The sequence below is a fragment of the Pseudomonas sp. B21-040 genome (genome assembly GCF_024748695.1).
Classification (GTDB): domain Bacteria; phylum Pseudomonadota; class Gammaproteobacteria; order Pseudomonadales; family Pseudomonadaceae; genus Aquipseudomonas.
On record NZ_CP087176.1, the window covers coordinates 4,664,878 to 4,691,482 of the forward strand.

The 26,605-nt window shown below is 60.0% G+C and carries 22 protein-coding genes; 6 read left to right on the forward strand and 16 right to left on the reverse strand.

Annotated elements, in window-relative coordinates; translation table 11 throughout:
* Positions 1-62: 62 nt before the first annotated feature.
* Positions 63-866, forward strand: coding sequence for a 2,5-didehydrogluconate reductase DkgB (gene dkgB / locus LOY55_RS21310; protein WP_223522614.1), 804 nt, complete (start codon positions 63-65; stop codon positions 864-866).
* Between the two features lie 3 nt (positions 867-869).
* On the opposite strand, the gene LOY55_RS21315 is transcribed toward dkgB, so the two are convergent.
* From LOY55_RS21315 to LOY55_RS21335, 5 genes are all read right to left on the reverse strand, one after another.
* Positions 870-4,097, reverse strand: coding sequence for a transporter substrate-binding domain-containing protein (locus tag LOY55_RS21315; protein ID WP_408980962.1), 3,228 nt, complete (start codon positions 4,095-4,097; stop codon positions 870-872).
* Between the two features lie 12 nt (positions 4,098-4,109).
* Entirely contained in the window at positions 4,110-4,730 is a 621-nt protein-coding gene (locus LOY55_RS21320; RefSeq protein ID WP_109788154.1) for a response regulator transcription factor, read from the reverse strand.
* A gap of 151 nt (positions 4,731-4,881) precedes the next feature.
* Positions 4,882-5,289, reverse strand: a complete 408-nt coding sequence (locus LOY55_RS21325; RefSeq protein ID WP_046032642.1) for a chemotaxis protein CheY — start codon at positions 5,287-5,289, stop codon at positions 4,882-4,884.
* 261 nt (positions 5,290-5,550) lie between these two features.
* Positions 5,551-8,253: a magnesium-translocating P-type ATPase gene (gene mgtA / locus LOY55_RS21330; RefSeq protein WP_223522613.1), complete on the reverse strand. Its 2,703-nt coding sequence runs from the start codon at positions 8,251-8,253 to the stop codon at positions 5,551-5,553.
* A gap of 451 nt (positions 8,254-8,704) precedes the next feature.
* Entirely contained in the window at positions 8,705-9,439 is a 735-nt protein-coding gene (locus tag LOY55_RS21335) for a thioesterase II family protein (RefSeq protein WP_109788156.1), read from the reverse strand.
* A 393-nt stretch (positions 9,440-9,832) separates the two neighbouring features.
* On the opposite strand from LOY55_RS21335, the gene LOY55_RS21340 reads away from it, so the two are divergent.
* Complete coding sequence (locus LOY55_RS21340; RefSeq protein WP_046032639.1) at positions 9,833-10,222, forward strand: hypothetical protein; 390 nt, start codon at positions 9,833-9,835, stop codon at positions 10,220-10,222.
* Between the two features lie 71 nt (positions 10,223-10,293).
* Here the strand turns inward: LOY55_RS21340 and LOY55_RS21345 are convergent, their stop codons facing one another.
* Positions 10,294-11,277: a GlxA family transcriptional regulator gene (locus LOY55_RS21345; protein WP_223522612.1), complete on the reverse strand. Its 984-nt coding sequence runs from the start codon at positions 11,275-11,277 to the stop codon at positions 10,294-10,296.
* A 90-nt stretch (positions 11,278-11,367) separates the two neighbouring features.
* Between LOY55_RS21345 and inhA the strand changes: the two genes are divergently transcribed.
* Positions 11,368-12,045 carry an isonitrile hydratase gene (inhA, locus tag LOY55_RS21350; protein ID WP_109788159.1) on the forward strand — a complete coding sequence of 226 codons (678 nt, stop codon included), beginning with the start codon at positions 11,368-11,370 and terminating at the stop codon, positions 12,043-12,045.
* 291 nt (positions 12,046-12,336) lie between these two features.
* On the opposite strand, the gene LOY55_RS21355 is transcribed toward inhA, so the two are convergent.
* Positions 12,337-12,825, reverse strand: a complete 489-nt coding sequence (locus tag LOY55_RS21355; protein WP_077431689.1) for an SRPBCC family protein — start codon at positions 12,823-12,825, stop codon at positions 12,337-12,339.
* 245 nt (positions 12,826-13,070) lie between these two features.
* Between LOY55_RS21355 and LOY55_RS21360 the strand changes: the two genes are divergently transcribed.
* On the forward strand, positions 13,071-13,472 hold the full coding sequence (locus LOY55_RS21360; RefSeq protein ID WP_046032635.1) for a lysozyme inhibitor LprI family protein: 402 nt from the start codon (positions 13,071-13,073) through the stop codon (positions 13,470-13,472).
* A gap of 105 nt (positions 13,473-13,577) precedes the next feature.
* On the opposite strand, the gene peaD is transcribed toward LOY55_RS21360, so the two are convergent.
* From peaD to peaA, 4 genes are all read right to left on the reverse strand, one after another.
* Positions 13,578-14,696 carry a quinohemoprotein amine dehydrogenase subunit beta gene (gene peaD / locus LOY55_RS21365; protein WP_046032634.1) on the reverse strand — a complete coding sequence of 373 codons (1,119 nt, stop codon included), beginning with the start codon at positions 14,694-14,696 and terminating at the stop codon, positions 13,578-13,580.
* 24 nt (positions 14,697-14,720) lie between these two features.
* Complete coding sequence (qhpC, locus tag LOY55_RS21370) at positions 14,721-15,044, reverse strand: quinohemoprotein amine dehydrogenase subunit gamma (RefSeq protein ID WP_046032633.1); 324 nt, start codon at positions 15,042-15,044, stop codon at positions 14,721-14,723.
* Between the two features lies 1 nt (position 15,045).
* Positions 15,046-16,476 (reverse strand): quinohemoprotein amine dehydrogenase maturation protein, encoded by a 1,431-nt coding sequence (gene peaB / locus LOY55_RS21375; RefSeq protein WP_223522611.1) that lies wholly within the window; start codon positions 16,474-16,476, stop codon positions 15,046-15,048.
* 81 nt (positions 16,477-16,557) lie between these two features.
* Positions 16,558-18,138 carry a quinohemoprotein amine dehydrogenase subunit alpha gene (gene peaA / locus LOY55_RS21380; protein WP_223522610.1) on the reverse strand — a complete coding sequence of 527 codons (1,581 nt, stop codon included), beginning with the start codon at positions 18,136-18,138 and terminating at the stop codon, positions 16,558-16,560.
* Positions 18,139-18,480: 342 nt separating this feature from the next.
* On the opposite strand from peaA, the gene LOY55_RS21385 reads away from it, so the two are divergent.
* Positions 18,481-18,837 (forward strand): hypothetical protein, encoded by a 357-nt coding sequence (locus LOY55_RS21385; protein ID WP_109788163.1) that lies wholly within the window; start codon positions 18,481-18,483, stop codon positions 18,835-18,837.
* Positions 18,838-18,885: 48 nt separating this feature from the next.
* Here LOY55_RS21385 and LOY55_RS21390 read toward each other — a convergent pair whose 3' ends face one another.
* Positions 18,886-19,140 carry a DUF1652 domain-containing protein gene (locus LOY55_RS21390; protein WP_046032629.1) on the reverse strand — a complete coding sequence of 85 codons (255 nt, stop codon included), beginning with the start codon at positions 19,138-19,140 and terminating at the stop codon, positions 18,886-18,888.
* 276 nt (positions 19,141-19,416) lie between these two features.
* Here LOY55_RS21390 and LOY55_RS21395 point away from each other — a divergent pair, with 276 nt between their 5' ends.
* Positions 19,417-20,907, forward strand: coding sequence for an aldehyde dehydrogenase (locus LOY55_RS21395; protein WP_109788164.1), 1,491 nt, complete (start codon positions 19,417-19,419; stop codon positions 20,905-20,907).
* 51 nt (positions 20,908-20,958) lie between these two features.
* On the opposite strand, the gene LOY55_RS21400 is transcribed toward LOY55_RS21395, so the two are convergent.
* Genes LOY55_RS21400 through LOY55_RS21415 form a run of 4 tightly spaced genes read right to left on the reverse strand, consistent with a single transcriptional unit; the run spans position 20,959 to position 26,534 of the window.
* Positions 20,959-22,248: an NAD(P)/FAD-dependent oxidoreductase gene (locus tag LOY55_RS21400; protein WP_109788165.1), complete on the reverse strand. Its 1,290-nt coding sequence runs from the start codon at positions 22,246-22,248 to the stop codon at positions 20,959-20,961.
* Positions 22,245-22,922, reverse strand: a complete 678-nt coding sequence (locus LOY55_RS21405) for a S8 family serine peptidase (RefSeq protein WP_223522609.1) — start codon at positions 22,920-22,922, stop codon at positions 22,245-22,247. Before LOY55_RS21405 ends, LOY55_RS21400 begins: the two co-directional genes overlap by 4 nt.
* Positions 22,912-24,630 (reverse strand): ABC transporter ATP-binding protein, encoded by a 1,719-nt coding sequence (locus LOY55_RS21410; RefSeq protein ID WP_223522608.1) that lies wholly within the window; start codon positions 24,628-24,630, stop codon positions 22,912-22,914. Before LOY55_RS21410 ends, LOY55_RS21405 begins: the two co-directional genes overlap by 11 nt.
* Positions 24,630-26,534 (reverse strand): sigma-54-dependent Fis family transcriptional regulator, encoded by a 1,905-nt coding sequence (locus LOY55_RS21415; RefSeq protein ID WP_223522607.1) that lies wholly within the window; start codon positions 26,532-26,534, stop codon positions 24,630-24,632. Before LOY55_RS21415 ends, LOY55_RS21410 begins: the two co-directional genes overlap by 1 nt.
* Positions 26,535-26,605: the final 71 nt, after the last annotated feature.

Below are 26,605 nucleotides of genomic sequence, written 5' to 3' on the forward strand. Positions count from 1 at the left end.
TTTCTCACGGATGCAGGCGCGGATACTCGTGCCCATTCCTACAGCAACCCCTGGAGTCATAGATGTCTATTCCCGCCTTCGGTCTCGGTACGTTTCGCCTGCAAGGCCAGGTGCTCATCGATTCGGTGAGCACAGGCCTGGCGCTGGGCTACCGGGTGATCGACACCGCGCAAATCTACGAAAACGAAGCCGAGGTCGGCGAGGCCATTGCCGCGAGTGGTATTGCCCGCGACGAACTGTTCATCACCAGCAAAATCTGGGTCGCCAACTTTGCCAAAGAGCGGTTGATCGGCAGCCTCAAAGAGAGCCTGCGCAAACTGCAAACCGACTACCTGGACCTGACGCTGATCCACTGGCCGTCCCCGGAAAACCAGGTGCCGGTTGAAGAATTCATGGGGGCCCTGCTCGAAGCCAAACAACTGGGCCTGACCCGGCTGATCGGTGTCTCCAACTTCACCGTCGACCTGATGCAACAAGCCATCGCCGCCGTCGGTGCCGAACACATCGCCACCCACCAGATCGAACTGCACCCGTACCTGCAAAACCGCAAGGTGGTCGAGTTCGCGCAAAGCCAGGGCATCCACATCACGTCGTACATGACCCTGGCTTATGGCGAAGTGCTCAAGGACCCCATCATCCAGCAGATCGCCGAACGCCTTCAGGCTAGCGCAGCGCAAGTCGCGTTGGCGTGGGCCATGCAGTCGGGTTACTCGGTGATCCCCTCCTCGACCAAACACGCGAACCTGCAAAGCAATTTGAAGGCCTGCACCTTGATCTTGAGCGAGGCCGACATGGCGTTGATCGCCGGTCTTGATCGCAACCAACGGCTGACCAACCCAAAAGGCATTGCACCGCATTGGGACTAAGCGTCAGTCGCGCTTAAGGTGCTGCCCAAGACTTTTCATGGCGCGCTGCAACCGGTCGACCGCTTCATCGATCAGTGCCGCACAGCCTTCGGCGCAGGCTCGCTCCAGATCCTCGCAACACTCGATCAATCGCGCTGCGCGGACCATCCGCGCACTGCCCTTGATGCGGTGCGCCAACTCTTCAAGACGAAAGCGGTTGTCGCCAACGTGCGCTTGCAGCAACTCAATTCGGTCCTCACGGTTGGACTCGGCCAGTTCGCGCAACAATTGATTGATTAGGGTCCGGTCTTCACCGACGTATAGCTCCAGGCCGCTCAAGTCGATTTCGCTTGTTGGTGGCGCTTCAACCGGCTCAAGCGGTGCCGGCAATTCACCGGTAAATCGCGATGCCAGCCAGGCACTCAAATCCGCCAGCAGGATGGGTTTGAACAGGCAATCGTCCATGCCCGCTTCCAGGCATCGAACCTTTTCCTCAGGCTGCGCATTGGCGGTAAAGCCCAGTATCAGAGTCGGCGGCATGCCGTAGGCGCGCTCTTCATCACGAATCGCACCTGCCAGTTCATAACCACTGAACCGGGGCATGTTGCAGTCGCTGATGACGACATCAAACGTCTGCGCGCGCCACTGTTCGAGCCCTTGCTCGCCATCCTCGGCTTCCAGGACATAGTGCCCCAGATAGCTCAGCTGACGCGTCAGCAACAAGCGATTGGCCGGATAGTCATCGACCACCAAAATCGTCAGGGGACGGGTGGAAACCGCCAGCCCAGTGTCCGCCACGTCACTGGCCGGCAAGGCTTTCAACACCACCAGCGACAGGCTGATTTCAGCCTCTGTGCCCCGTCCAAGGACGCTGCCAAGCACCAGCCGCCCACCCATCATTTCGCACAGGGTACGACTGATCACCAACCCCAGCCCGGAGCCCTTGCGGCCCGACTGCTGGTTGTTGCCAGCCTGGACGAACGGGTTGAACAAGCGCTGCAGATCAACCGCGCTGATGCCGATGCCGCTGTCTTCGATGTGTATGTTCACCGCCAGATGACCTGAAATCCCTGGCACCACCCGCAGTGTCAGGCTCACTTCACCTTCATCGGTAAATTTGACCGCGTTGCTCAAGAGGTTGGACAACACTTGCTTGAAACGCGTGGGGTCGATCAACACGTCACGGTCACTGCGTGCGTCCAGATCAACACGCCATACCAGGTCTTTCTCCCGGGCCAGGCCTTCGAACACCCGGCACACCGATGTCACCAGAGCCTGCAAATTGACACGTTCGGGGGTCAGGGATAGATGTCCGGATTCGATGCGGGCGATGTCCAGGATATCGCCGATCAATGCCAGTAGCTGCTGCGCGGCCGTGGACGCCACCTCCAGGGCGGTACGGTCCGCCACCCCTTCTTTCGCTCGCATTTCGGCCAATTCAAGCATGCCGATCAGGGCATTCATCGGCGTACGGATTTCGTGGCTCATGGTGGCCAGGAAGGTGGTTTTCGCGCGATTGGCGTCGTCGGCGGCGTCCTTGGCGTCCTGCAATTGCTGTAACCATTGTTGGCGCTGGCGGATCTGCCGGCGCTGCCAGGCGATCCAGCTCAGGGCCAGCGTGAGCAATACAGCAGCAGCGGCAAACGCCCGCAAAATGGTGGGGCGATAACGCAGCCAATAGTTGTCATCCTCCACCACATCATTGCCCCAACGGAGGACCAGACCGTCCATTTCTTCAGGCGAAATGCTCAGCAACGCTTTGTTTAAAATCGAATGCAATTCCACGGCACCGCGATCGGAGGCCATGGCGATGCGCGCCGGTTCATCGCCCACGGTACTGCGGATGCGCAAACGTCCCGGGTAGTACCGGGCAATCAGGTAACGGGTCATGAATAATGAGCTGACGGCCGCGTCCGCCTGTCCGTTCATGACCAACTCCAGGCCTTGCGCCGGGTTGTCAACATCCACCGTCCGCACGCCCGGCACCTGCGCAAGAATGAACGCGCGCGCCGGGTGGCTGTGATAAATAGCCAGACGTTTACCGGTCAGCTCGCCCAGTGTCTTCGGGCTATCGGGGGTGTCGGCGCTGACCAGTGTGTACGGATTGGTCACATAGGGGCTGGTAAAATGCAGGTCTGCTACACCTTCAGTCGCCGGGATGATGGCGGGTATGAGGTCGATCTCGCCGGCCCTGAGTCGCTCGATCTGCTGGTCAAGGGAGCGGCCCCGCAGCACATTGAAATTCAATCCGCTGCGCTGGCTGATCAGTGTCAGCAATTGCGCGGTCAAGCCATTGAATTGCCCTTCGGCATTGAAGAATGTCAGCGGTGCAAAGTTCTCGACCACCCCGACTTTCACCTGTGGATGACGGTCCAGCCACTCCTGTTCGCCGGCGCTCAGATTGACCCGTGACTGCCCCAGCCTGTTGACCCTGCCGGCGCTCCAGCGCAGGTCGATGGTTGCGCGCTGATCCATGGGGATCGCTGCCAGCGCCTTGTCGATGATGTCCTTGAGCACCAGGTTGTCCCGCGCCAAAGCAAAGCCGAACGGGTTGGCGTCGAGACCGGACGGTCCCATCAGTTGAACGTTATTGAGGTAGTTATTGTTGATCAGGTAATTGGCGCTGATGAGGTCCCCGAGGTACACGTCATCTTGCCCATAGGCCACCGCTCCCAGCGCATCGAGCGCCGATGGATAACGCTGCAGGCTGGCCTTGGGATAAAACGTTTCAACGGTTTTCGCCGGCAGATAGTCATCGACCATGGCGATGCGTTTACCCGCCAGATCTTCGGGCATGCGCTCGTCCAGTCGGGTCACCAGCATGGGTTGATCTTCAGCGTAGGGGCTGGACAGAGTCAGTTCAGGGTCGGCCGCTTCGAAACTGTTCGAGGTCCCCAAAAGATCAAGCTCGCCGAATTTCAGGGCCTCCATGGCCGCTTCCCGCGTCGCATAACGCTGCACTTCAATCGGAACGCTCAGCAGTTGCGCGATCAGTTGAGCGTAATCGGCGGTGATGCCTTCCAGCTCATCCATGCTGCGCGTCACTTCGAAGGGCGGGTAGTCCGCGCCACTGACCCCGAGGCGCAAGACACGCTTGCTGCGCAGCCATTGCCGGTCCTTGTCATCCAGAGCGGCCTCGTAACCCTCCACGGTGGAACGCCCCAGCAATTGCAAGGACTTCGGCCCGTCCCCCCAGGCCGCCTGCGCCGCTGGCATCAGGCACAACATCAAGGCGCATAACAGGACACGCACGTTCTGGCACCCTCAGATCAATTGGTTGCGCTTGGCGAAATCACGTAGATGCACGGCCGCGTTCACGCCGAGTTTTTCGATCAACCGGATCTTGTAGGTGCTGACCGTCTTATGGCTCAAGTGCATCGCCGTGGCGATCTCCTTGTTTGGAGTCCCCCGGGCGAGGTACTGGAGGATGGTCAACTCGCGGTTGGAGAGATGATCGATCAATTGTTTTTCGCTGCGCTGCAGCGTGTTCATTGATCCGCTGGGCAGCTGCGTGAAATAGGTATATCCGGCCTTCAAGGCGTGTACGGCCTTGTGCAGTTGACTTAGCTCGTTGGTCTTGGCGACATAGGCCAAGGCGCCGGTACGCATGCAGCGCTCTTGAAAAAACAGCGGTTCAAGCGACGTGAAAACCAGCACCACACACGACAGGTTGCCGGCCTTGATTCGCTCCAGCACATCCAGCCCGTTACCGCCGGGCATCACCAGATCCAGAATCACCAGATCAATGCTGTGCTCACGCAGTATCGACCACGCCTCACTGACGCTGGAGGCTTCATGAATCTGTTTGAAACCTTCCTGCTCAAGTACCAGTTTGACTGCGGCGCGAACCACCGGATGATCGTCCACAATCAGCACTGACTTCATGGAAACTCCCTGTGCAAAAATCGACGATGACGCCACGAATGCCCGCTACAAAAGGCCGAATACACGCAGCAGGTGCGAGAAAACTCTTGCATGGCGGGCAGATGAAAACTACCTGTCAGAAATGACAGTTCCGACGAATGGTCACCCCGGATCAACCGGCCTTTTGCTGACCGGCAGGCACCAACGAGTCGAGGGAGGACATCAATTGCTGGATGCACATCAGGTCGGGATACCCTGCGTGGCTCACATGAATCGTCTGTCGCCCGCGGGCAGGCATCGGCGCTGATGGCTCGCGTGGCACATTGAAGATCAGGGTATGACGAACCTGCGGGTTGTCGAGAAACAGACCTGGCAGGTCCAAGGCTCCCTGCGTAAGTGAAGCATTGATGACCACCAGATCGAATGGCAAACAGCCGTACTCGACCAGGCTCAGCAATTCTTCAAGGTGTTGAACCGGTGCCACCCCGTAGTAACCGAGCTGATTGAACAGGCGTTCGATTTTCATTCGGTTAAAGTGTTGTTCGTCGGCGATCAGGATACGTAAAGCTTTGTTCTTCATGATAAAGCCTGCGTAGGCTGATGTATTCGTGAGGCGCAAAGACTACGGAAGACCCATAACGGTTGATGTAGGACTTTTCCTAAATGTCACGTCATTCAATCTGATGTAAACGTGAGCTCAATGCTGAGTCACGGGAGCATCGCGTCGTTGCAGCCAGCACATGAAATCCTCACCGCTCATCGGCCGCGCATACCGGTCTGCTGCCCTGGCGTGCACCCCAGCGCCAGCAATTGCTGGCGTTGGGCAACACAACGACAGGTACTACTGCCAGCCAAACCGCCGAATGTAGAACCCCTTCACAGCCTGTGTCAGCGCCATGTACGCCAACAGGATGACCGGCAGAAACACAAAGTACATCGAAGGCAGGGCCTGCAATTTGAAGTAATGCGCCAACGGCCCCATCGGCAGAAAAATGCCCACGCCCATGATGATCCCGGTCATCACCATCAATGGCATCGCTGCACGGCTTTGCAGGAACGGGATTTTCGGGGTACGGATCATGTGCACGATCAGCGTCTGGGTCAGCAGCCCGACCACGAACCAGCCGGACTGGAACAAGGTCTGGTGATCCGGGGTATTGGCGTCGAACACGTACCACATCAGCGCAAACGTGCTGATGTCGAAGATCGAGCTGATCGGTCCGAAGAACAACATGAAGCGCCCGACGTCCGCCGGTTGCCAGCGCTGGGGCTGCTTGAGCATTTCTTCATCGACGTTATCGAACGGGATGACAATCTGCGAAATGTCGTAGAGCAGATTTTGCACCAACAGGTGCATCGGCAGCATCGGCAGGAACGGGATGAACGCGCTGGCCACCAGCACCGAGAACACGTTGCCGAAGTTCGAACTGGCAGTCATCTTGATGTACTTGAGCATGTTGGCGAAGGTGCGGCGCCCTTCCAGCACGCCCTCCTCCAGCACCATCAGGCTTTTCTCCAGCAAGATAATGTCGGCGGCTTCCTTGGCGATGTCGACGGCGCTGTCCACCGAAATACCAATGTCGGCGGTACGCAGCGCCGGGGCGTCGTTGATGCCATCGCCCATGAAGCCGACCACATGGCCGTTCCCTTTGAGCAACCGGACAATGCGCTCCTTGTGCGACGGCGTGAGTTTGGCGAAGACGTTGGTGGTCTCGACCGCCACGGCCAATTGAGCGTCGCTCATGCGCTCAATGTCGTTGCCCATCAGCAGGCCTTGCTGCTCAAGACCGACTTCGCGACAGATTTTCGCGGTCACCAGCTCGTTGTCGCCGGTCAGCACTTTCACGGCCACGCCGTGAGCCGCCAGCGCTTTTAGAGCCGGTGCGGTGCTTTCCTTGGGAGGGTCGAGGAATGCCACGTAACCGATCAGCGTCAGCGCCTGTTCATCGGCCAGGCTGTAAGTGTCACGCCCTTCGATCATGGGACGCGCGGCCACGGCCACGACCCGCAGCCCTTCGGCGTTGAAGGCAGCAGTCACCTGACGGATCCGCGCCAGCAGTTCATCACTCAGTGCTTCATCGACAACGCCGTGACGCACGCGCGTACACACCGCCAGCACTTCTTCTACCGCGCCCTTGCAGATCAGCAGATGCGCATGCTCGCGCTCGGCGACCACCACCGACATACGCCGGCGGGTGAAGTCGAACGGGATCTCGTCGATCTTGCGAAACGCCGTGCCGACCTTGAGCTCACGGTGGATTTCCACGTGTTCCAGCACGGCCACGTCCAGCAGGTTTTTCAGACCGGTCTGGTAATAGCTGTTGAGGTAGGCCATTTCCAGCACGTCGTCGGAGTCGTTGCCCCAGACATCGACATTGCGCGCGAGGAAGATTTTGTCCTGGGTCAGGGTGCCAGTCTTGTCGGTGCACAGCACGTCCATGGCACCGAAGTTCTGGATCGCATCCAGGCGTTTGACGATGACTTTTTTACGTGACAGGAATACCGCGCCCTTGGCCAGGGTCGAGGTGACGATCATTGGCAGCATTTCCGGGGTCAGGCCCACGGCAATCGACAGCGCGAACAGCAATGCTTCGGACCAGTCGCCTTTGGTGAAACCGTTGATGAACAGCACCAGCGGCGCCATCACGAACATGAAGCGGATCAGCAACCAACTGACTTTGTTGACCCCGGTCTGGAACGACGTCGGTGCGCGATCAGTGGCACCGACCCGTTGGGCCAAGGCACCGAAATAAGTGTTGTTGCCAGTGGCGAGAATCACCGCCATCGCCGTGCCGGACACTACGTTGGTGCCCATGAACAGGATGTTGTCGAGGTCCAGCGGATTGTAAGTGTCGCTGTCTTGCTGGCGGGGAAACTTCTCCACCGGCATCGATTCACCGGTCATCGCGGCCTGACTGACGAACAGGTCTTTGGCACTCAGAACCCGGCAATCGGCCGGGATCATGTCGCCGGCCGACAACACGATCAGGTCGCCCGGTACCAATTGTTTGATCGGCAACTCGGTGCGCAGTGCATCGCGACGCAGTACCGTCGCGGTGTTACTGACCATCGCTTTCAGCGCATCGGCGGCCTGGTTGGACTTGGCTTCCTGCCAGAACCGCAGCAAGGTCGAGAGCACCACCATGGAGAAAATCACAATGGCGGCTTTCATGTCTTCGGTCAGCCAGGAGATGACCGCGAGCAGCGTCAGCAACAGGTTGAACGGGTTTTTATAGCAGTGCCACAGGTGGGTCCACCAGGGTAGCGGCTGCTCATGCTCAACCTCGTTGAGGCCGAAACGCTCGCGCTGGGTGTCGGCTTCGAGTTCGCTCAAGCCATCGGTGTGCGTACCCAATTTTTCCAGCAGTTGACCGGTGTCGCTGTTGGCCGCGCTTACCAGGGTTTGCGCCAGCGCCGGCGGCACTTCACGGCTGACCGTGGTATCGGTCAAGGATTCAAGCAATGCCAGGCGACGGAAGTGCCGGGCGATGTGGCGGGTGCGCAGGAATCCGGCGAAGAATTCCTTTAGCAGGGTCAGGTTCATGGCGTTGCCCCAGGGTCAGCCGGGAAACCTTCGAGCAGGCGTGTCGAGTCGCGGCGATGACGACAGGGCAGTCGCCATCACACGATAGTGTGTCGATGAGAGGACATCGGGAGCCGGGCCAGGACTGGCTCGACCGGGAGGCCGCTACTCGCTGTACGGCGAGACAACGGCACAAAAAAAGCTGCGCGTTAGCTTGCCGAGAAGGTGCCGGTTACTGAAACCGGCCGACTACTGTCACTCGAACACGTACCCACTGTGGGTCTCCGCTATTGATGAAAACGCGCGAAGCTTACGCCCCGATTTTTTCAGAGTAAACGAAGGAACGGCGTGAGACGGGGGAATCGCAGGGTTCTTCAGGAAGGGTTCAGCATTGAGGTTGGGGCGTGTTCTTCAGGGCTTATTCGTCGGAGCGCCGCCGGAGCAAGCGCCCGATTTTTTTGCAGGCTCAGGCTCAGGCGCTGGCGGCCAGGGCATGTCGGCGATGGTGAACATCGAGATGGTCCTTGATCACGCGCAACACCTTGGCCTCTTGCTCATGAATAAAGAAGTGACCACCCGCCAGCATGTCCACGGAGAAACTGCCGTGGGTTTCCTTGCTCCAGCCGATCAACTGTTCAGTGGTGGCGCGGTCGGCCTTGCCACCCAGCACGTGCACCGGGCATTTAAGCAAGGGGCGCTGCTGCGGCTCGAAGCGTCCGCACAGCAAAAAGTCGGCGCGCAAGACCGGCAGCGTCAGGCTCATCAGCTCTTCGTTGGCCGACACCTCTTCGCGGGAGCCATTGAACGTGCGTAGTTGCTCGATCAACTCGGTATCGGTTTTCGCTTCGGCAAAACCGCGATCATAGTCAGCACGCATTGTCGGCGCGGCCGTGCCTGAAGCGAACAGCGCCACGGGCTCCGGACAGCCCAGCGAGCGCAACGCATGGGCCATTTCACAAGCCAGCAATGCCCCAAGGCTATGGCCGAACAGTGCATAAGGGGCTTTGAGCGTGGCTTTTTGTTCGTGTGCGAGTTGCAGCGCCAGCCGCCGCATGTCGGTGTGCAACGGCTCGCCAAACCGCGCGCCGCGGCCGGGCAGCTCCACCGGTTGCAACGCCAGCCACTGCGGCAGTTTGCGCCGCCAGCGGCTGAAAACCATGGCGCTGGCGCCCGAATAGGGCAAGCACAGCAATGTCAGCTGGGTCACCGGGCTTTCCTCAAAAAATTAGTCTGTATAGAAGAACGGATGAAGCACACCTGGAATTAGGCGTACCGATAACCCTGTGGGAGATCCTTTGCTGCAGGGGCCCCTGCAACCGACAAAACCCGTAGGAATTTTCCCGTTTTACGCCGCCAATTGTAGGAATGAGACCTACCTACAAGGAACTTAAACATCCCCCAAAGGCATAACACCCTAATGCTGGCGGGCGCTGTGGTCTTGTAGCCGACAAAACCCAAACAATGAGCCCCGTCCTCCTCCGGCACAGCACATTCCTACACTCGGAAATACCTTGTTGCCAGTCGTTACATCGCCCCCTAACATCCAGCGTCAACGGGTACAGCGGAGCTGTCCAACAAAACCCGAATTCAAGGAACCAGAATGAACCAGCGCATCCACCGCAGCATTGACGCCCCCCTCCGGTCCGGCCTGAACCGCGATGAATTGTGGGAAGGTCCGGACAAGGGCCTGATCAAATGCTGGGAAATCGGCCGTCAACGCGCCACCCGCTTCCCCGAACTCGCCCGACGCAGCCTAGCCGGTGAACTGCCGGTGCTCGGCTGGAAGGGTGGCGTCAGTCGTAGCCTGAAAAAACTCGAAAAATACGGATCTCTCAAATACCTCGCCCAATGGCAAGGGTTGCGCGGGGAGGATCTGGATGTTGATTTGGGCAAAGAGCGGGCGTTGGCCTGCTCCAGGACCGGTATGGTGGTGACGTTTACACCGGATCGGTCGAAGTACTTTAATCAGGTGGCGGAAGTGGACGCTTAGGGAGAGGCACAGGGTCGACTTGCATCACGAGCTTCGTCCACTACTTGGCGGCCAATCGCCCCAACCTGACATCAGAGCATGACCGGCTCGACTTGAGGACTGACGCTGAAACGCTCGCGATAAGCCTGCGGTGTCACCCCCATCGCTCGCAGAAAACTACGGCGCAGCGTCTCTTCGCTGCCAAACCCGCACTGCACCGCCACCCGCTTGATCGGCACGCCGGTGTCGCTGAGCAACCGTCGCGCCGTTTCGACCCGAATCAACTCAATGGCGCGTGCCGGGGTTTGGCCGGTGTCGGCGCGGTAGTGGCGCACGAAGCTGCGTTCGCTCATGCCCGCCTGCAATGCCAGGGTCGGGATGCCGAGGTCTTGGGTGAGGTTTTCACTGATCCAGGCGTGAAGCTCGTCGAAACGGTCACCGTGCTTCTGCAAAGACAAGGTCACGCTGAACTGTGACTGGCCGCCCGGACGCTTGAGGAACACCACCAGTTGCTGGGCGACTTCCAACGCGGTGTTGCGGCCCAGGTCCTCTTCGACCATGGCCAGCGCCAGGTCGATGCCAGCCGTGACGCCCGCCGAGGTCCAGACCGGGCCGTCATTGATGAAAATCGGATTGGGCTCGACTTGAAGGCGTGGATGTTTTTGCGCCAACTGCTCGCAACGCGTCCAGTGCGTGACCACTCGACGACCATCGAGCCAGCCGCTGGCCGCCAACAAGAAGGCCCCGGTACACACCGACGAGATTCGCCGACAACCCGACGCATGCTCACGCACCCAGGCCACCAGCGACGCGTCTTCCGCCGCCGCATAAATGCCCCAGCCACCGGCAATGATCAGCGTGTCACTGCCGTTTTCGGGTAACGGTTCAGCCAACAACGCCAACCCCGACGACGACATCACCGCCCCGCCGCCGCTGACAATCACCGAGGGTGCATACGGCGGTGGCAGCCCTTTCTGACGGCAGATGTCGTTGGCCGAGGCAAACACTTGCAACGGCCCGGTGACGTCGAGCAGTTGCACATTGGCAAACGCGAGCACGTGAATGGATTTCGGCATGGTTGGCGTAATTCGTGGGGTGATTGGCGGATACGCCAAATCCTACGAGCCTACAGTGAAGACGTCCACCCACTTCAGGAGAAATAAGCCATGACGTTGCAGATCGGTTTTCTGTTGTTTCCCCAGGTTCAGCAACTCGACCTGACCGGCCCTTACGATGTGTTGGCCTCATTGCCGGACGTGAAGGTGCATTTGATCTGGAAGGACCTGGTGCCGGTGACCGCGAGCACCGGCCTGATGCTCAAACCGACCACGACGTTCGACGATTGCCCGGCGCTGGACGTGATTTGCGTTCCCGGCGGCAGCGGCGTCGGGCCGTTGATGGAGGATGAGCAAACCCTGTCTTTCCTCAAGGCTCAAGCCGTCAACGCGCGGTATGTCACGTCGGTCTGCACCGGGGCGCTGGTGCTCGGCGCAGCGGGTTTACTCCAGGGCAAACGGGCGACCACGCACTGGGCCTATCACGAATTGCTCAAGCCGCTGGGCGCGATCCCGGTCAAGGACCGGGTGGTGCGCGACGGCAATCTGCTGACCGGTGGCGGGATCACCGCGGGGATCGATTTTGCCCTGACCCTGGCGGCAGAGTTGTTCGACAAGGACACGGCGCAACTGCTGCAGTTGCAGCTTGAATATGCCCCGGCACCGCCGTTCCAGTCGGGCAGCCCTGACACCGCGCCGCAGAGTGTTCTGGCTGAAGCGCATCGCCGTGCCGCCGCCTCGATTGAGCAACGGGCACTGATCACCCAACGGGCAGCGGCCAGGCTCTAAGCACTGCCAGACTTTTCGACAGGCAAAAAAAAACCCGCCGAAGCGGGTTTTTCCCAAGACCATTATCGACTCCCTGTCGGTAGCCAATCCTTGCTGATGGTCGATCATCCGTGATCCTGAAGCGCTTCCTGTGCTTCAGTTGATGGAGCTAGATTACGCGTCGGATCCAATCTGCAATAGTCGACATAGCTACCACCGTGTGTAAGACATTCGCTATAGCCACCCTTCCGAAAACCCCTAGACGCCTCAGGCATCTCGCCGGAGAGCTTCGGTACAGAGACTTCCAGCCAATCAGCCACCCTCACGCTCATGGGCCTTGGCGTTTTCGATCAGATACTGTTCGATGTTGTTCATCTGCTCTTCCCAACCGCGGCTGTCCATACGGAAAGCCTTTTCACGACGAGCTTGGGGGACGTGATCGAAACCGGACTCGGACACTTTGAGCCACGTGCCGTCGTCCCCGTCTTCAAGCTCGAATTTCACCAGTGTGGTCGGCTCCTGGGAGTAGTCGACGTCCGGGTTGACGGCATAAGGGTGCCAGCGAAACGAAAACAGCCGCTCCGGCTCAACGCTCTCCACCAGGACATTCCACCGCAAGTGTTCATAACCGGGATAGGTTATCTGCCCCTGAGTCCACTCACCGGCGATGAAACGCTTGCCTTCCAGTGCCACGCCAAACCACTGCCCGAATGCCTCTGCGTTGGCCAGCACGCGCCAGACGTGCGAACGCTTGACCTTGAGCAGGACTTTCCTTTCGATGCGATCAGATGCTGCGTTCATAAGTCACCTCCTGTATTGAACAGTAGGTCAGTAAGACCACAAGACCAACCCTAAAATGTATCAATCGCTTGCCGCGATCAACCTTGCCCGCAATATTCGGCCGCATTTGCATGCATAAGTTCTGACAGACGGACGAGACTGTTGGCTGGCGGGGCCTCACAGGTGGCAGGTCTTCTGTCGGCGCAAGGCAAAAACGATTCGCTACACTGCACCTCAATCTCCTCTGCCACAGCGAGTTTTCCTCCATGTACTCACGCGTTCTCCTGGCACTGACACCCGTGCTGTTTACCTCGATGGCCTTCGCCCTGGACTGCGACAATGCCGCCGACCAGGCCACGATGAACCAGTGCGCGGCGCAGCAGCATGCGGCGGCTGACAAGGAGTTGAATGCGCTGTATCAGCAAATCACCACGCGACTCAAAAGCGAGCCCGAGCGCAAGAAGTCGCTAGTGGGTGCGCAGCGTGCGTGGATTGCGTTTCGGGATGCCGAATGCAATTTTTCGGCGTCCGGGGTGGAAGGCGGGAGTGTTTATCCACTGATCTACAGCAATTGCGTGACTGAATTGACCAAGGCGCGAGCCGAGACCTTCAAGACTTACTTGAAGTGTCAGGAGGGGGATTTGGGCTGCCCGGTGCCGGGACAGTAAGGTTTCCAGCGTTCTCAAGGACCTCATCGCGAGCAGGCTCGCTCCTACATTGGATGTGCGTAGGAGCGAGCCTGCTCGCGATGGCGTCTGATCAGGCAAAAATGATTACCGGACAAACACCTGTGCCGTGGTAATCGCCATGTCCCCGCCCGGCATCTTGATGCTGCCGATCTGCTTCAGGCTGTCGGCATCAAAAATCGCCACGTCGTTAAACGTCCCGGCCAGGTAGATCTTGCTGCCGTCCTTGTTGAAGGAAATGCAGTAGTAGGAATGATCCAGCGTCGCCGCCTGCAGCATTTTCTTTTCCTTGATGTCGTACTTGGCCAAGCGGTTCAGCACGCCGAACATCAGGTTCGGATCCTTCGGCGAGCGCATGCCGCTGAAGTAGATTTCCGTCAAAGGACCGAAGTCAGTGGTTTCGGTCTTGCCGGTTTTCAGGTCGATGCTGAACAGTCCGTAAAGGTACTCGGCAGTGGCCGGGTCCTGCTTCTTGTCCTTGAATTTCGCGGCGGTGTAGAGCAGCGAGAAGTCATGACGATAGGTCTGCTGGTTCCACACGTAGAGCACGTCCGGCGCGCTGTAGTTCTCGCGTTTCCAGTGACGGCTGGGGATCAGCACGTCGAACTTGCCGGTTTTCACATTGACCTTGTAAACGTCCGCCCCCGCCACATACAGCGTGCCGTCATCGCCACTCTGCATGATGGTCAGTTGCCGTGGTGCCGGGAAACTGCGCACCGGTTTGGCGTCCATCCCGGCATCGGTGGCATACACATCGAGCCGCGGTTGCTGCACTTCGTAGCGGTCGTTGAGCATCAGTGTCGGGTTGGCGACGGTGTACAGTTCCTTGCCGTCGTGGCTAAGTGTGAAGGCGAACATCGAGCGCGCTTTCTCCCCCGTTTTTTGCGTGATGCTGGCGTGGAACACCTGCTTGCAGTTGTCCAGTTCGACGCCGTAGACATCCGCATAGTGATTGTTCAACACGTAGGCGGTCTTGCGGTCCGGTGACAATTGCACGGTGCCGGGGCCAAAGGCGTCAGGCATCTTGCAGGTCTTGAGCAAGGTGTCGGTGGCCAGGTCGATCACGTTCAGGTTGTTCGGGTAATTGGTGGTCAACATGTACTCGTGACCGTCTTGCAATGCAGTGTTTTCATCGGCCAGAACAGTGAACGAACACGTGCTCAGGGCGGCGAATGCGGCCAGGCCGCAGGCTTTGATGCTGTGCATGCTGGAATCCTTCTTCTTATCTGATCACTTGTCTTTCGGGAAGACAGTGCCGAGGTTGCGCCAGTTTTCGTTGGACGCCTGGGCATCCTTGTTCCAGTCCGGGTAGGTACTCATCATGTCGGGCACCTGGGCCGGCCACCAGCACGGGTCGGAGCAGCCATACAGGTCGGCTTCCATCGGTTGGCAGAGCGACGACACACCACCAAACGCGTCGATTTCCCAGCCCGGGTCGGTGGTCGAGGCGCAGCCCGCCACGGAACTCATCGCGACCACTTCTTCGATGCGGTTTTCGGCCGCGGCCTGATCCATTTTCAGCGCTTTGTTATTGATTGCCTTGAGATGTTTCATATCAGTGAGCCTTGCGCGGAGTGATGTAGCTGCTGATGAACGCAGGGTTATTGGCCATGATCCGGGTGTAGACCTCGATACCGAAGTCGACCCAGTCACGCATCAGTTCGCAGTAGTGATAGGTCGGATGGGTCGGGTCGCCATACCGGGCGTAGCTCTCGTGATAGCAGCCGCCGGAACACAGGTTGCGGATCTGGCAGTCTTCGCAACCGGTGTTGGTGCGGTCCAGGCGCTGGGACAGGAAGTCGTTCAACTCGACTTGCTTCACACCGCTGTGGACGTTGCCGAACGTCGGCAGGCTGGAACCGGTAAAGCGATGGCACAGGTTCAGCTCGCCCTTGTGATCCACCGCCAGCATCTTCAGGCCCGCGCCGCATGGCAGGGCTTTTTTGTGGCCTTCGTGGATGTCGGTGATCAGCTGGTGCAGGTTGGAGAAACCGATGTTGCGGTGCTCCAGCGCGGCTTCCAGGTAACGACGACCGAGTTTTTTCATGTTGGCGAACACTTCGATCAGCTCGTCGCTGGTCAGGTTGAACGTGCTGATATCGCCGGAGGTCACGGGAGCGAAACCGACTTCGGCAAACCCTAGCTCGTTGAACAGGTGGTCCCAGATGGTTTCGACATCGGTGACGCCGGTGGTCAACGTCACACGGGCACCGACCGGGCGGCTGTTGTAGCGCGACAGCAGCATCTCGGCCTTGCGCCGCACCACGTCGTACGTGCCCTGCCCGCCCACGGTAATGCGGTTGCGGTCGTGCACGGTCTTCGGCCCGTCGATACTCACCGAAAGCCCGAAGCGGTGGGCGTTGAGGTAATCCACGGTTTCCTCGGTCAACAGCGTGGCGTTGGTGGTCATGACGAATTCGACGAACTTGCCCGCCTCGCGAAAACGTTTCTCACAGTAGTCGACCATGTACTCGATCAGCTTGCGATTGCTCAGCGGTTCGCCACCGAAGAACACCACGGTGAAACGCTCTTCGTCGGGGGATTCGCGCAGCAGCATTTCCACCGAGGCGATCGCCGTTTCCACGTCCATTTTCTTGCCGGCCGAGGGCTTGTCGAGGTCTTCCTTGTAGCAGTAGGTGCAGCTCAAATTGCAGCCGGTGTTGACGTTGAGCACCACGGTATTGATCGCCGTGCGTTCGACCCGTTTGGTGCCGATGTCCGGGGTCAGCGGCGAACCGTCGCTGACCAGTTCCAGCGAGATCAATTCACGCAGCGTTTCGGTGACTTCTTCGCCGTTGAAGCGCGCGGCCAGACGCTGGATCAGGTCATCGGACGAACAGCCCGGACCGCGCAAGGTATCGATGATGGTGCCCGTCAGCTCATCACTGGCAAACAGCGAACTGCTGGGAATGTGGAACAGCATGCGGTCGGCATCGACGTGCACTTCGTGCAGGTTCCGTTCGACCAGATTCAAAATAGCGCCCATTGCAACCTCCTGTGCAAACCCCGTTCGACGGGGCCTGCGGTCATTCCGAAAAGTGTCTGAAGCCTTGGGTTTCAGGGCACATCACGGAATGGGTGGATTGTTCCAGCGTTGCACGGTGACGATCATGTGGCCTTCGCCGGTCAGGGATTTCCCTGCGTCGTCGACGGCGGCGATCACCTTGAGGTTGCCGGCATTGTTGGTGGACATTTTGCGTTGCGGGTTCGGCCCGGCATCGCCCGGCGTGAACACGCCGCTGTCAGCCTGCATGGTGCCGGCGAACTTGACGTCTTCGTCTTCCTTGGCGCGGTCATCGAAGGCTTCGACTTTCCATTGCGCCGGGAATACACCGATGCGATAAGGCTTGCCGTCGGCGCCTTTGCCCCATGCCTCGGCGTCGAAACGCCCCTGGACTTTCGGCGTCGAACCACCGCCCTCACCGATCCGCGAGACCGAAAACTCCGGCACGACTTTGACTTCGGCGATGGAGTTGTAGACCGACAGGCTCGGGCCTTTCAACGTGCCCACCGTCACCGTGCGCAGGCCCGGTTGGGCATTGGCGGCGGCCTTGAGTTTGACCTTGATCCGGTCCGGGCTCTGTTCGACGACTTCGAGCACTTCCACACCTTTGCCGAAGCTCGGTTTGCCGGTGAGACCACTGCCGATCAGGGTCACTTCGGTTTCGCTGCCGGCTTTCACGTAACCCGGTTGCACCGCCAACAAACGACTGGAGCCTTGCTTGGCGGCGACGAAGTCCAGGCCACGCTCGTCATGCTCGGCCTCGAACATGCGGCCTTGCATGGCATTGCCTTGGGCGGCGAATACCTGGCGCAGGGTCACGCCATCGATGGTCACGTTGCCGCGCCATTCATAGCCGGTGTAGAGAATCGCGCTGCCGTCGCCGTTGAACGGGCTGCCGTCGGCGTATTGGCCTTTGATGCTGACCTTGAAGGTGTCGCTGCCATCGGCGCTGACGGTCATCACGCCGGCCAGTTCGCCCTTGCCTGGCAAGTGACCGCTGAAGCTCCAGTCCCCCACCAGTGCATCGGATTTGGGCGCGACGCTTTGCCATTTTTTCCAGGCCGGGTTATCCAGCGGATAACGCTTGGCCAGCAACGGCACCATGTCTTTGCGGGCGATGTCGAACCAGTCACGGTCGCGGGCCAGGGCCTGGTATTCCAGCGACGGCCACTGGCCGAGGTGGAAGTTCACCAGACGCTCCCATTCCTGGGCCGGACGGCGTTGCAGTGCAACCCGTGCACCGGAGTGGCAGCGGCCACACATCTGGCTGGTCTGGTCGTCGAATTTTTCGACGGTATTGAGCCGGCGCTCAAGGGCATAACGCACACCGTCGGTTTCGCTTGGCGCCAGGCCCTGGGTGTCGGCCAGGTACTTGACCAGCGTGCGGCGGTCCTCATCGCTGATCTGCAAACCGTGCATGGTCTGCATTCGGGCGATGCTCATCAGCCAGCCTTCCGGGGTCTTGCGCTGGTGGCTGATACGACTGAGGGCGTTACCGGCTTCGGGCGTGTGACAGCCCTGACAGGTTTCCTTGAGGATGGTCTGGGCGTCTCGGGCTGCCTGGCTGTCCGGCGCATGCAGCGCCACACAAGCGGCTACGGCCAGCAGGCTGGCGCTCAGGCCTGATCGGAGTTTTCTCTTCATCAACGTCGAACCTCGCACGGTGCTTTCTTATTTTTGTGGCTTATCGTTTTTATGGTTTCTAGCGTCAGCGGCGAACCACCGACGCAGGCAAGAGAAACGTCTGCGATGAGCAATACACGGAGCGTGCCAGCTTGCCGATATCCTTTTTTATCAATCAGTTGCGTTAAAAACCGGTTGCTCGAAGCGCTGTCGACCAGATCACCTGCGTCTAATATCGCGACAGTTGTTGCAGTCTGCGACAAGCATAGATGCCCGCACGGAACAGCTCATCGCTCGACGATTGACGGCATCGGGATCAAGGGGCGAAATGGTTGTTCACGGAATGCCGACAGGGGATCAAAAATGGCAAACATTACTGTCTTGGCGGGGGACTTTCTGCAGGGTGATGGAGAGTACAGGGACGGCGTTTTTACCCTCAGGACGCCGCTTCACCCGTGGCCCGGTCTCTGCCTCCCGCTTTCATCGTTCAAGCGTGTGGAAGTGGCCAACGAGGAGTCGATCAACAACTTCAAGGACGCCATCGGGTTCGGCGTGGCCGGCGCCATGCTGCTGGGCCCTATCGGCGCGATTGCGGGGTTCATGCTGGCTGGCAAGGAAACCGAAGTGACCTTCCTGGCCACACTCAAGGACGACAAAAAGCTATTGGCCGCCGTTGATAGCGACACGTTCGAGGAAATTTCCCGAAAGATACCGTCTTGAATACGTCAACGCGAGCCGCACCACGCGCGGTGGTGCGGCTTGGCCAGTTCAGCCTGGAAACGTAGGGGGGAGGAGGCCTTTGTGTGCGCTGATCTCTTGCTGCATCTGCGTCACCAGCGCCGTGATCGCGTGGGCAGTGTCCAGTTCCCAGACTGCAACGTGGCTCACCAGGTCCACTTTGCCGGTGGTGCAATCGCAGACCCGAATCGTCATCGACTGATCCGGCGCCATACTGCAGGTGCATACCGAAGGCAGAAAACTCTGCTCAATGATGCTTTGAATCTCCAGGGTTGAAAGGTTCATCACTACCTCCCTTGCGTGAGATGTGTGGCCGGGAGAGTGCTCCATCACTTCACCCACCGAGCGAGAAAATTCTATTCCTCAACACGAGGGGTCTCAAGGGCGCAACCGGGTTGCTCGTCGTCTCAGCCGTTGTCGCAATTTGCGAAAAAAATCACCGCCGTTACCAACCCTTTTCACCTGGCGAACCCCGGCCAATCAACGGTTCGCCTGACCTTGCGGCGACTTGGCACAGCCATTGCGAAAGCCCTGTTCTCACGAATAATAAGAGGCCTCGCCATGTCGCTCCCTAATTTGCTTCCCGCCACTTCCGCGTTTATCCAGCGCGCCCCGCGCATGCTGATCGGCGGTGACTGGGTCGAGGCCGCCGATGGCCAGACCATGCCCCTGCACAACCCCGCCACCGGCGAAGTGTTGTGTGTGGTGCCACGGGCCATGCCCGAGGATGTCGACCGCGCCGTGCTGGCCGCCCGCCAGGCTTTTGATGATTCGACCTGGACCCGCACCCGCCCACGCGAGCGGCAGAACCTGTTGTGGAAACTCGCCGACCTGATGGAGCGCGACGCCGAACTGCTGGCGCAGCTGGAATGCCTCAACAACGGTAAAAGCGCGGTGGTGGCGCAAGTGATGGACGTGCAACTGGCCATCGATTTCCTGCGCTACATGGCCGGCTGGGCGACCAAGATTGAAGGCTCCAGTGTCGAAGTGTCGCTGCCGTTGATGCCCAACGATCAGTTCCACAGTTTCATCCGTCGCGAAGCGGTGGGCGTGGTCGGCGCCATCGTCGCCTGGAACTTCCCGCTGCTGCTGGCTTGCTGGAAGCTCGGCCCGGCCCTGGCCACCGGCTGCACCGTGGTGCTCAAACCCGCAGATGAAACCCCGCTCACGGCGCTGAAACTTGCCGAACTGGTGCTGGAGGCCGGTTACCCCGAAGGCGTGTTCAACGTGGTCACTGGCACCGGTATTACCGCCGGTTCGGCCCTGACGCACAACCCGTTGGTGGACAAGCTGACCTTCACGGGCTCCACTGCCGTGGGCAAACAGATCGGTAAGATTGCGATGGATTCGATGACCCGTGTAACCCTGGAGCTGGGCGGAAAATCACCGACCATCGTCATGGCCGACGCCGACCTGAAATCCGCCGCGGCCGGTGCCGCCAGCGCGATTTTCTTCAATCAGGGACAGGTGTGCTGCGCCGGCTCGCGACTGTATGTGCAGCGCAAACATTTCGACAATGTGGTGGCGGACATCAGCGATATCGCCAATGCCATGAAGCTCGGCAACGGGCTGGACCCCAGTGTTGAAATGGGGCCATTGATCTCCCGGCGCCAACAGGAACGGGTTTACGGGTATATCGAAAAGGGCCGGGAAAGTGGTGCGACCATCGCCTGCGGTGGTGAGCAATTCGGACCGGGATTTTTCGTCAAGCCGACCGTGATTGTCGACGTCGATCAAAAACACTCGCTGGTGCAGGAAGAGATTTTTGGCCCGGTACTGGTAGCGATTCCGTTCGATGACGAGGCCGATGCGTTGCGCATGGCCAATGACAGCCCTTATGGGCTTGGAGCGAGCATCTGGTCGAATGACCTGGCGGCGGTGCACCGGATGATTCCGCGGATCAAGTCGGGGTCAGTGTGGGTCAACTGCCACAGCGCACTGGACCCGGCCCTGCCGTTTGGCGGGTACAAAATGTCGGGGGTCGGGCGTGAAATGGGGTATGCGGCGATTGAGCATTACACCGAGTTGAAGTCGGTGTTGATCAAGCTCTAATCGCGCTGTTAGATCGTTCCCACGCTCCGCGTGGGAACGATCAGTCATCAGTCAGGGCTTGTAGCCCTGAGCCAGCAACCAACTGCGAACCACCCTGCCCTGCTCCACCGTCAGCCCGGCCAGCGCCTGCTCCGCCGGCTCAGTGCGCAACCGCCGCACCAGCGGCGCCAATTCAACCCCCTGCACATGCCAGATGCCCAATGGCTGATCCGCAGTGATCACCACCTCGGCCTCATCGACAAACCCGTCCTTGAGCACCGGTGCTCGCTCGATCCTCAATGCTGAAAAATCAGCCTCGGCATGGGCGACTTCAGCATCCGGCCAACGCCGCCGCGCCTGCCAGAATGGCTGATCCAGCCAACGCAGTTCATCGGCGTAAAAATCCCGACCGATTCGTGCAAAGCGCAAAAACAACTGCTCGACCCGCTGCTGATGAAAGCGCTGGGCCAACGCCGCTCGTTCGGGTTTGCGCAACAACGTGTTGATCACCACCGGCGCCTGGAGCGCCGAAGACAGTGATTGAAAAATCCCGTTGCCCGACAGCGGGTCCACCGCCATGGCGGCATCGCCAACCCGAATCCAGTGATCGCCGCACACCTGCGGGCATAGAATCGCGGTGCTGCTGCGGGCATGCAATTGCAGATCGACTTCGGCCTGGTCAGCGAAAAACGCCTGAGCCAACGCCGAACCCTGGCGCCGCTGACGACAATAGTCGAGCAACTGCGCCTTGCCCGGCAGGTCGGCGCTCGCCACGTCCACCGTCCATTGCCAGTAACACTGGCCGTCAGCCCGCCGCGCCATCCAGGCCCAGCCGTCTTCAAGGCTTTCCACGGCGCTGGCGGTGGTGCCCCGAGGGCCTTGCCAGCGATTGAGCAAGCTGACCGTCTCGGGCCCGCGCAGGCCTTTGCCGAGCGCCGGGGCCTGGCGACCGCGGGCTTCCACTAAAAAGTCTGCGAGCAGCGTTTCGCGCCCATCAATGTCGATCCGATGGCCCGTCGCGTCGGTCTCAACGGTCAACACTCGGCCTTCGATCAGCTCGACGCCAGCCAGGCGTAGATCCTCGCGCAGGCCTCGGTCGAAGCATGGGCGATCGAGTAAAAACTCAATGTTCTGCGCGTGCTGCTGGCCGTTCCACGACACCTGCCGTTGGGAAGGCAACGCCGCGTCCGCCAGCGCCTGATGCACACCCGCACCGCGCAAGGCCTCCAGCACACGGACCGAAACGCCTTCCAGCGCCGCAAATCGGCGCCACTCGCTGACCAGCGTGACGGGATAGCCGAGTCGGCGCAAACCCAGGGCGACGGCGGCCCCCGCCGGTCCTGCGCCGAGAATCACAATCATGGGCCAACGCGCCGTTCAGGACCGCGATAACGAGCGTTTTCGCGCAGCCACTCGATGACCTGCTCGTTGCTCGCCTCAGGGTGTGCCACCAGGAAACCGGCAATGTGTCCACTCAACGCCGCGCAGCCAAGACTGGCGCCGGACTGCCCCGGATAAGTCCCATGCACACACGCGGCGAAATCCGCTTGAGCGCTGTTGAGCCATGACCACTCCTGCTCAGCGCATCGCGCGTCGCCGGTGACGCGCAACACCTGTGGATAATTCGCCGGGAACACACCTTCACCTTGCGCCGGGCTGGAGGCGCAGAGCAAAACGCCCTGGCTCACCGCCGCCGCGCAGGCTTCGCGCAACAGGCTGCGGTCCTGACGCAAACCGAGGCTCAAATTGATCAACCGGACGTCCTGTGCCACCAGCCAGTCGATGGCGCTGGCGATCTGCAAGGCGCTGGTGACGCCGCGCTGGTCAAACACCTGCCCCACGCAAAATACCGCTGAGGGTGCCCGACGTCCGATGGCTTCGATGACTGCGCTACCGTGACCCAATGGATCATCACGCAAGTCGCTTTCGGCCAGCCCATCCTCCAACAACGAAAATCGTCGCCCGGCCACGACCTGCACCCGTTGCGCCGCCGAATGCCCGCTGTCGACCACCCCGATGCGTAGTTCAGGCTTCATGCAGCACCGTTTTCGACGTGAGTACGCCATCGAGCAATTCAAAGCGCAGGTCGGCATCGGCCAGGGTTGAGGGACGATGGCTGATCAAGATGCGTGTGCGCCCGGCAAACAGTCGGTCGATGGCCTCGATGACCTCGCGCTCGGTGGCTTCATCCACCGCCGAAGTGGCCTCGTCCAGCACCAGAATTAACGGATCCTGCAGCAGTGCACGGGCAATGGCGATGCGCTGTTTCTGGCCGCCGGACAACTGCTGGCCACGCTCGCCCAACGGACTGTCGAGCCCCTCGGGCAACGACTCGATCAGGCTGTCGAGTTGTGCCAGGCGCGCGACGTCGGCAATGGCCTCGCGACTGGCGTCCGGCACCGCGTAAGCGAGGTTATCGGCGAGGCTGCCGCGAAACAGCACGATGTCCTGGCTGACAACGGCAATCCGCTGCCGCAACTGGAACAGGTCCAGCTCGCGAAGATCAACCTCCCCCAGCAACACCCGACCGGACTGCGGATCGTGATGACGCTGCAGCAGATCGATAAGGGTAGATTTGCCGACCCCGGAGCCGCCGCTGAGGGCGACTTTCAAGCCGTAGGGAATTCGCGCTTCGATACCCCGCAAAGTCGTCGGGCGGCCGGGATGACTGAAGTGCACGTCGTCGAATCGCAGGTCACCACAGGTCGGCATCGGTTGCGGTTGGACCGGCGTCAAAACTGTGGGCTCTTCACCGCGCAGCTCCATCACGCGTCCGAGACTGACGGTCATCCGTTGAATGGCGACGTAGAGGCCGAGCAGGCTCTGGACCGGTCCGACGGCCATGCCCAGGTAGGTCGAAAATGCAATCAAGGCACCCAATTGCCAAGTGCCCTGCACCACCCAGTAACCGCCGATCAAAAACGCACAGGCGCGGGACAATGAGGTCAATGTGCCCGGTACGGCCTGGGTGAAAAACTCGGTGACTTGCAGGCGCAGCAATTGGCTCATGTAGCCTTGGCCCAGCGTCTGCAGACGCCGCGATTCACGTTGTTGCTGGCCGGCGGACTGGATGAATTTCATCACCGGCAAGGTCTCGACCATGAACGAGGACATGTCCGCCGAGCGCTCGCGTAATTGCCGTACGTCGCGCTCGACTTTGCGCCGCATCCAGCGCAGCCAGAGCACGTCGAGGGGAATCAGCACCAGGGCCAGCAACGACAGCTTCCATGACAGGGTCAACAACATCGCCACCGCGCAGACCAGGCCGATCACGCTCGACACCGCAGAGAATAATGAATCCACGGCAAAACGCTGGATCTCCGCGACGTCGCCATCCAGGCGCGACATCAAGTCTCCGATACGCCGTTGACCGTAGAAGCTCGGTGAGAGTGTCTGCAAATGCCGGTAGAGATCATCGCGCAAAGCAAACAGAATCCGCCCGGACAACCGCGTGTGCAGGTAACGATTGATGCCCGACAGTGCCGTGCCGAGCAGCCCGGCAACGATCATCAACCCGGCAATCAACACCAGCATCGGGAAATTGCGGGCTAGCAGGCCATCGTCGATCAGCAGCTTGGTCAGCCACGGTTGCACCAACACCAGCAGCGAGGCGCACACCGATAAACCGAGCAGCCCGACAATGGCCAAACGATGCGGACGCACGAAACTGTAGAGCCAGCGCAATGCCGCTTGCAAGGCTTCGGGGTGCTGGCTGTCGATCAGCCGGACGATCAAGCGCTGCATCACGAACGCCACTGTTTGAGCTTGCGATACAACGTCGCGCGGCTGATGCCCAACGCGTCCGCGGCCGCCGAGACATTGCCCTGGTGAGTGTCCAGGGACTGCCGAATCAGCTCCAGTTCGTTCTCGCGGATGCTGCCAGCCTGTGGTCGTTCGCTCGCGCTCAACTCGTCGAGCATGCTGTCGGGCAAGTGATCGAGAGTGAGGACGATCTCTCCCGGTTCGCGCATGGCCAGCGCGGTGCGTAATACCATCTCCAGTTGGCGGATGTTGCCGGGCCAGTGATAACCGCCGAGCAAGCGGCTCAAATCGTCATGCAGCACGACGGCCGGCGCATCGAGCTTGGCCAGCAATCGACCGACCAGACCACTGAAGTCCTCACGTTCGCGCAGGGCCGGAAGCATCACGCTGATGCCGTTGACCCGGTAGAACAGGTCCTCTCGGAAGTGCTTTTCATCCACCAGGCGCTTGAGGTCACGATGGGTGGCGCAAATCAGCGCGACGTCGATGTCCTGCTCTTCGCCAGCACCCAATGGCGCGACTTTGCGGTCTTGCAGCACCCGCAGCAAACGCGCTTGCAGGGCCAGCGGCATGTCGCCGATTTCATCGAGAAACAAGGTGCCGCCATGAGCCTGTTGCAAGCGACCGACCATGCCACCACGACGGGAACCGGTGAACGCGCCCTCGCGGTAACCGAACAGTTCCGACTCGATCAGACCCTCGGGAATGGCGGCGCAATTCACCGCCACAAAGGGTTTGTCGCAGCGAGCACCGGCCAGGTGCAAAGCGCGGGCGATGACTTCTTTGCCGGTGCCAGTTTCACCGAGCAGCAACACCGGCAATTCATTGGCCAGGCCTTGACGAGCCATGCGCAACGCTCGGGCATATCGCACGTTACTGCCGGCCAGGGACTCCAGGTCCGGTTGCGGTTTGGCGGTTTTGACGGTGCTGCGTGGAGGGCTGCTGACGCTGATCGAGCGTTGCGGTGCACGCAGGGTTTTGTAGAAGAATTCGCCTTTGGCGGTTTGCAGGCTGCCGACACCGCCCTGGTGCAGGCGAGCCAGCAATTGCAGGCCATCGACGCCCAAAAACTCTTCGCAACGTCGGCCCACCAACGCCGAGCGTTCGGCGTGAAGCAACTGACAGGCCTGGGCGCTGACCGCAAGGATCTGGCCCCCAAGGCTCACTGCCAGCAGGCCTTGCCATGGAGATTCGAGGTATTGGCGACGGCTGTGGAACGCCAGGACGATTTCGTCCGGGTAGCTGGCGTTGAAGACGCGGCTTTCAATCTGGCTGACCGCCATGGCTAACAACGCGGTGCTGTCATGGACGCGGCCTAGCGGGCCTTCACGGGTCAGGTCGAGCACGCCGAGGATGTCGCCCTGAGGGCAATAAATCGGCACCGAGGTACAGGAGAAATCAGTCAGGCGATCGAGATAATGCTCGCCGCAATCGATCATCGTTGGCCGGGCTTCGACCAGGGCGGTGCCTAGAGCGTTGGTGCCGCGAGCGGCTTCGCTCCAGCAGGCACCCAAGGTGATGTCTTGCAGGCCGCTGCCTTTAAGGCGATCGGCGCGCCCTTCGACGGCGAGGATGGTGGCATCGGAGTTGGCGAGGATAACCAGCCCTTCCTTGCCCTGACGTTCGGCCAGGTAATCGATGGCTGGCAATGCTGCGTCGATTAGCAGTCGGTTGCTCGCCAGCAACACGTCGAGGCTCGCGCTCGATTCCAGCGCCAGTTCGTGTTTGCCATTGAAATGCACACCGTGGCTGAGACTGCGTCGCCACGAGGCGTCGATTTCCGCGCGCAACACACCGTCGGGAACTTCGCCCTCGAGATGGAGTTTTTCCCGGGCCAGGCGAGCTTCACGGTGCAGTGTGGGTGGTGTTGTTTTTATTAGCGTCATCAAGCGCTCCGAGTCGGTCCGCCCTGCGCTATTTTTAAAATCAGCGCCCTGCCGCAATCTTTACGTTAACG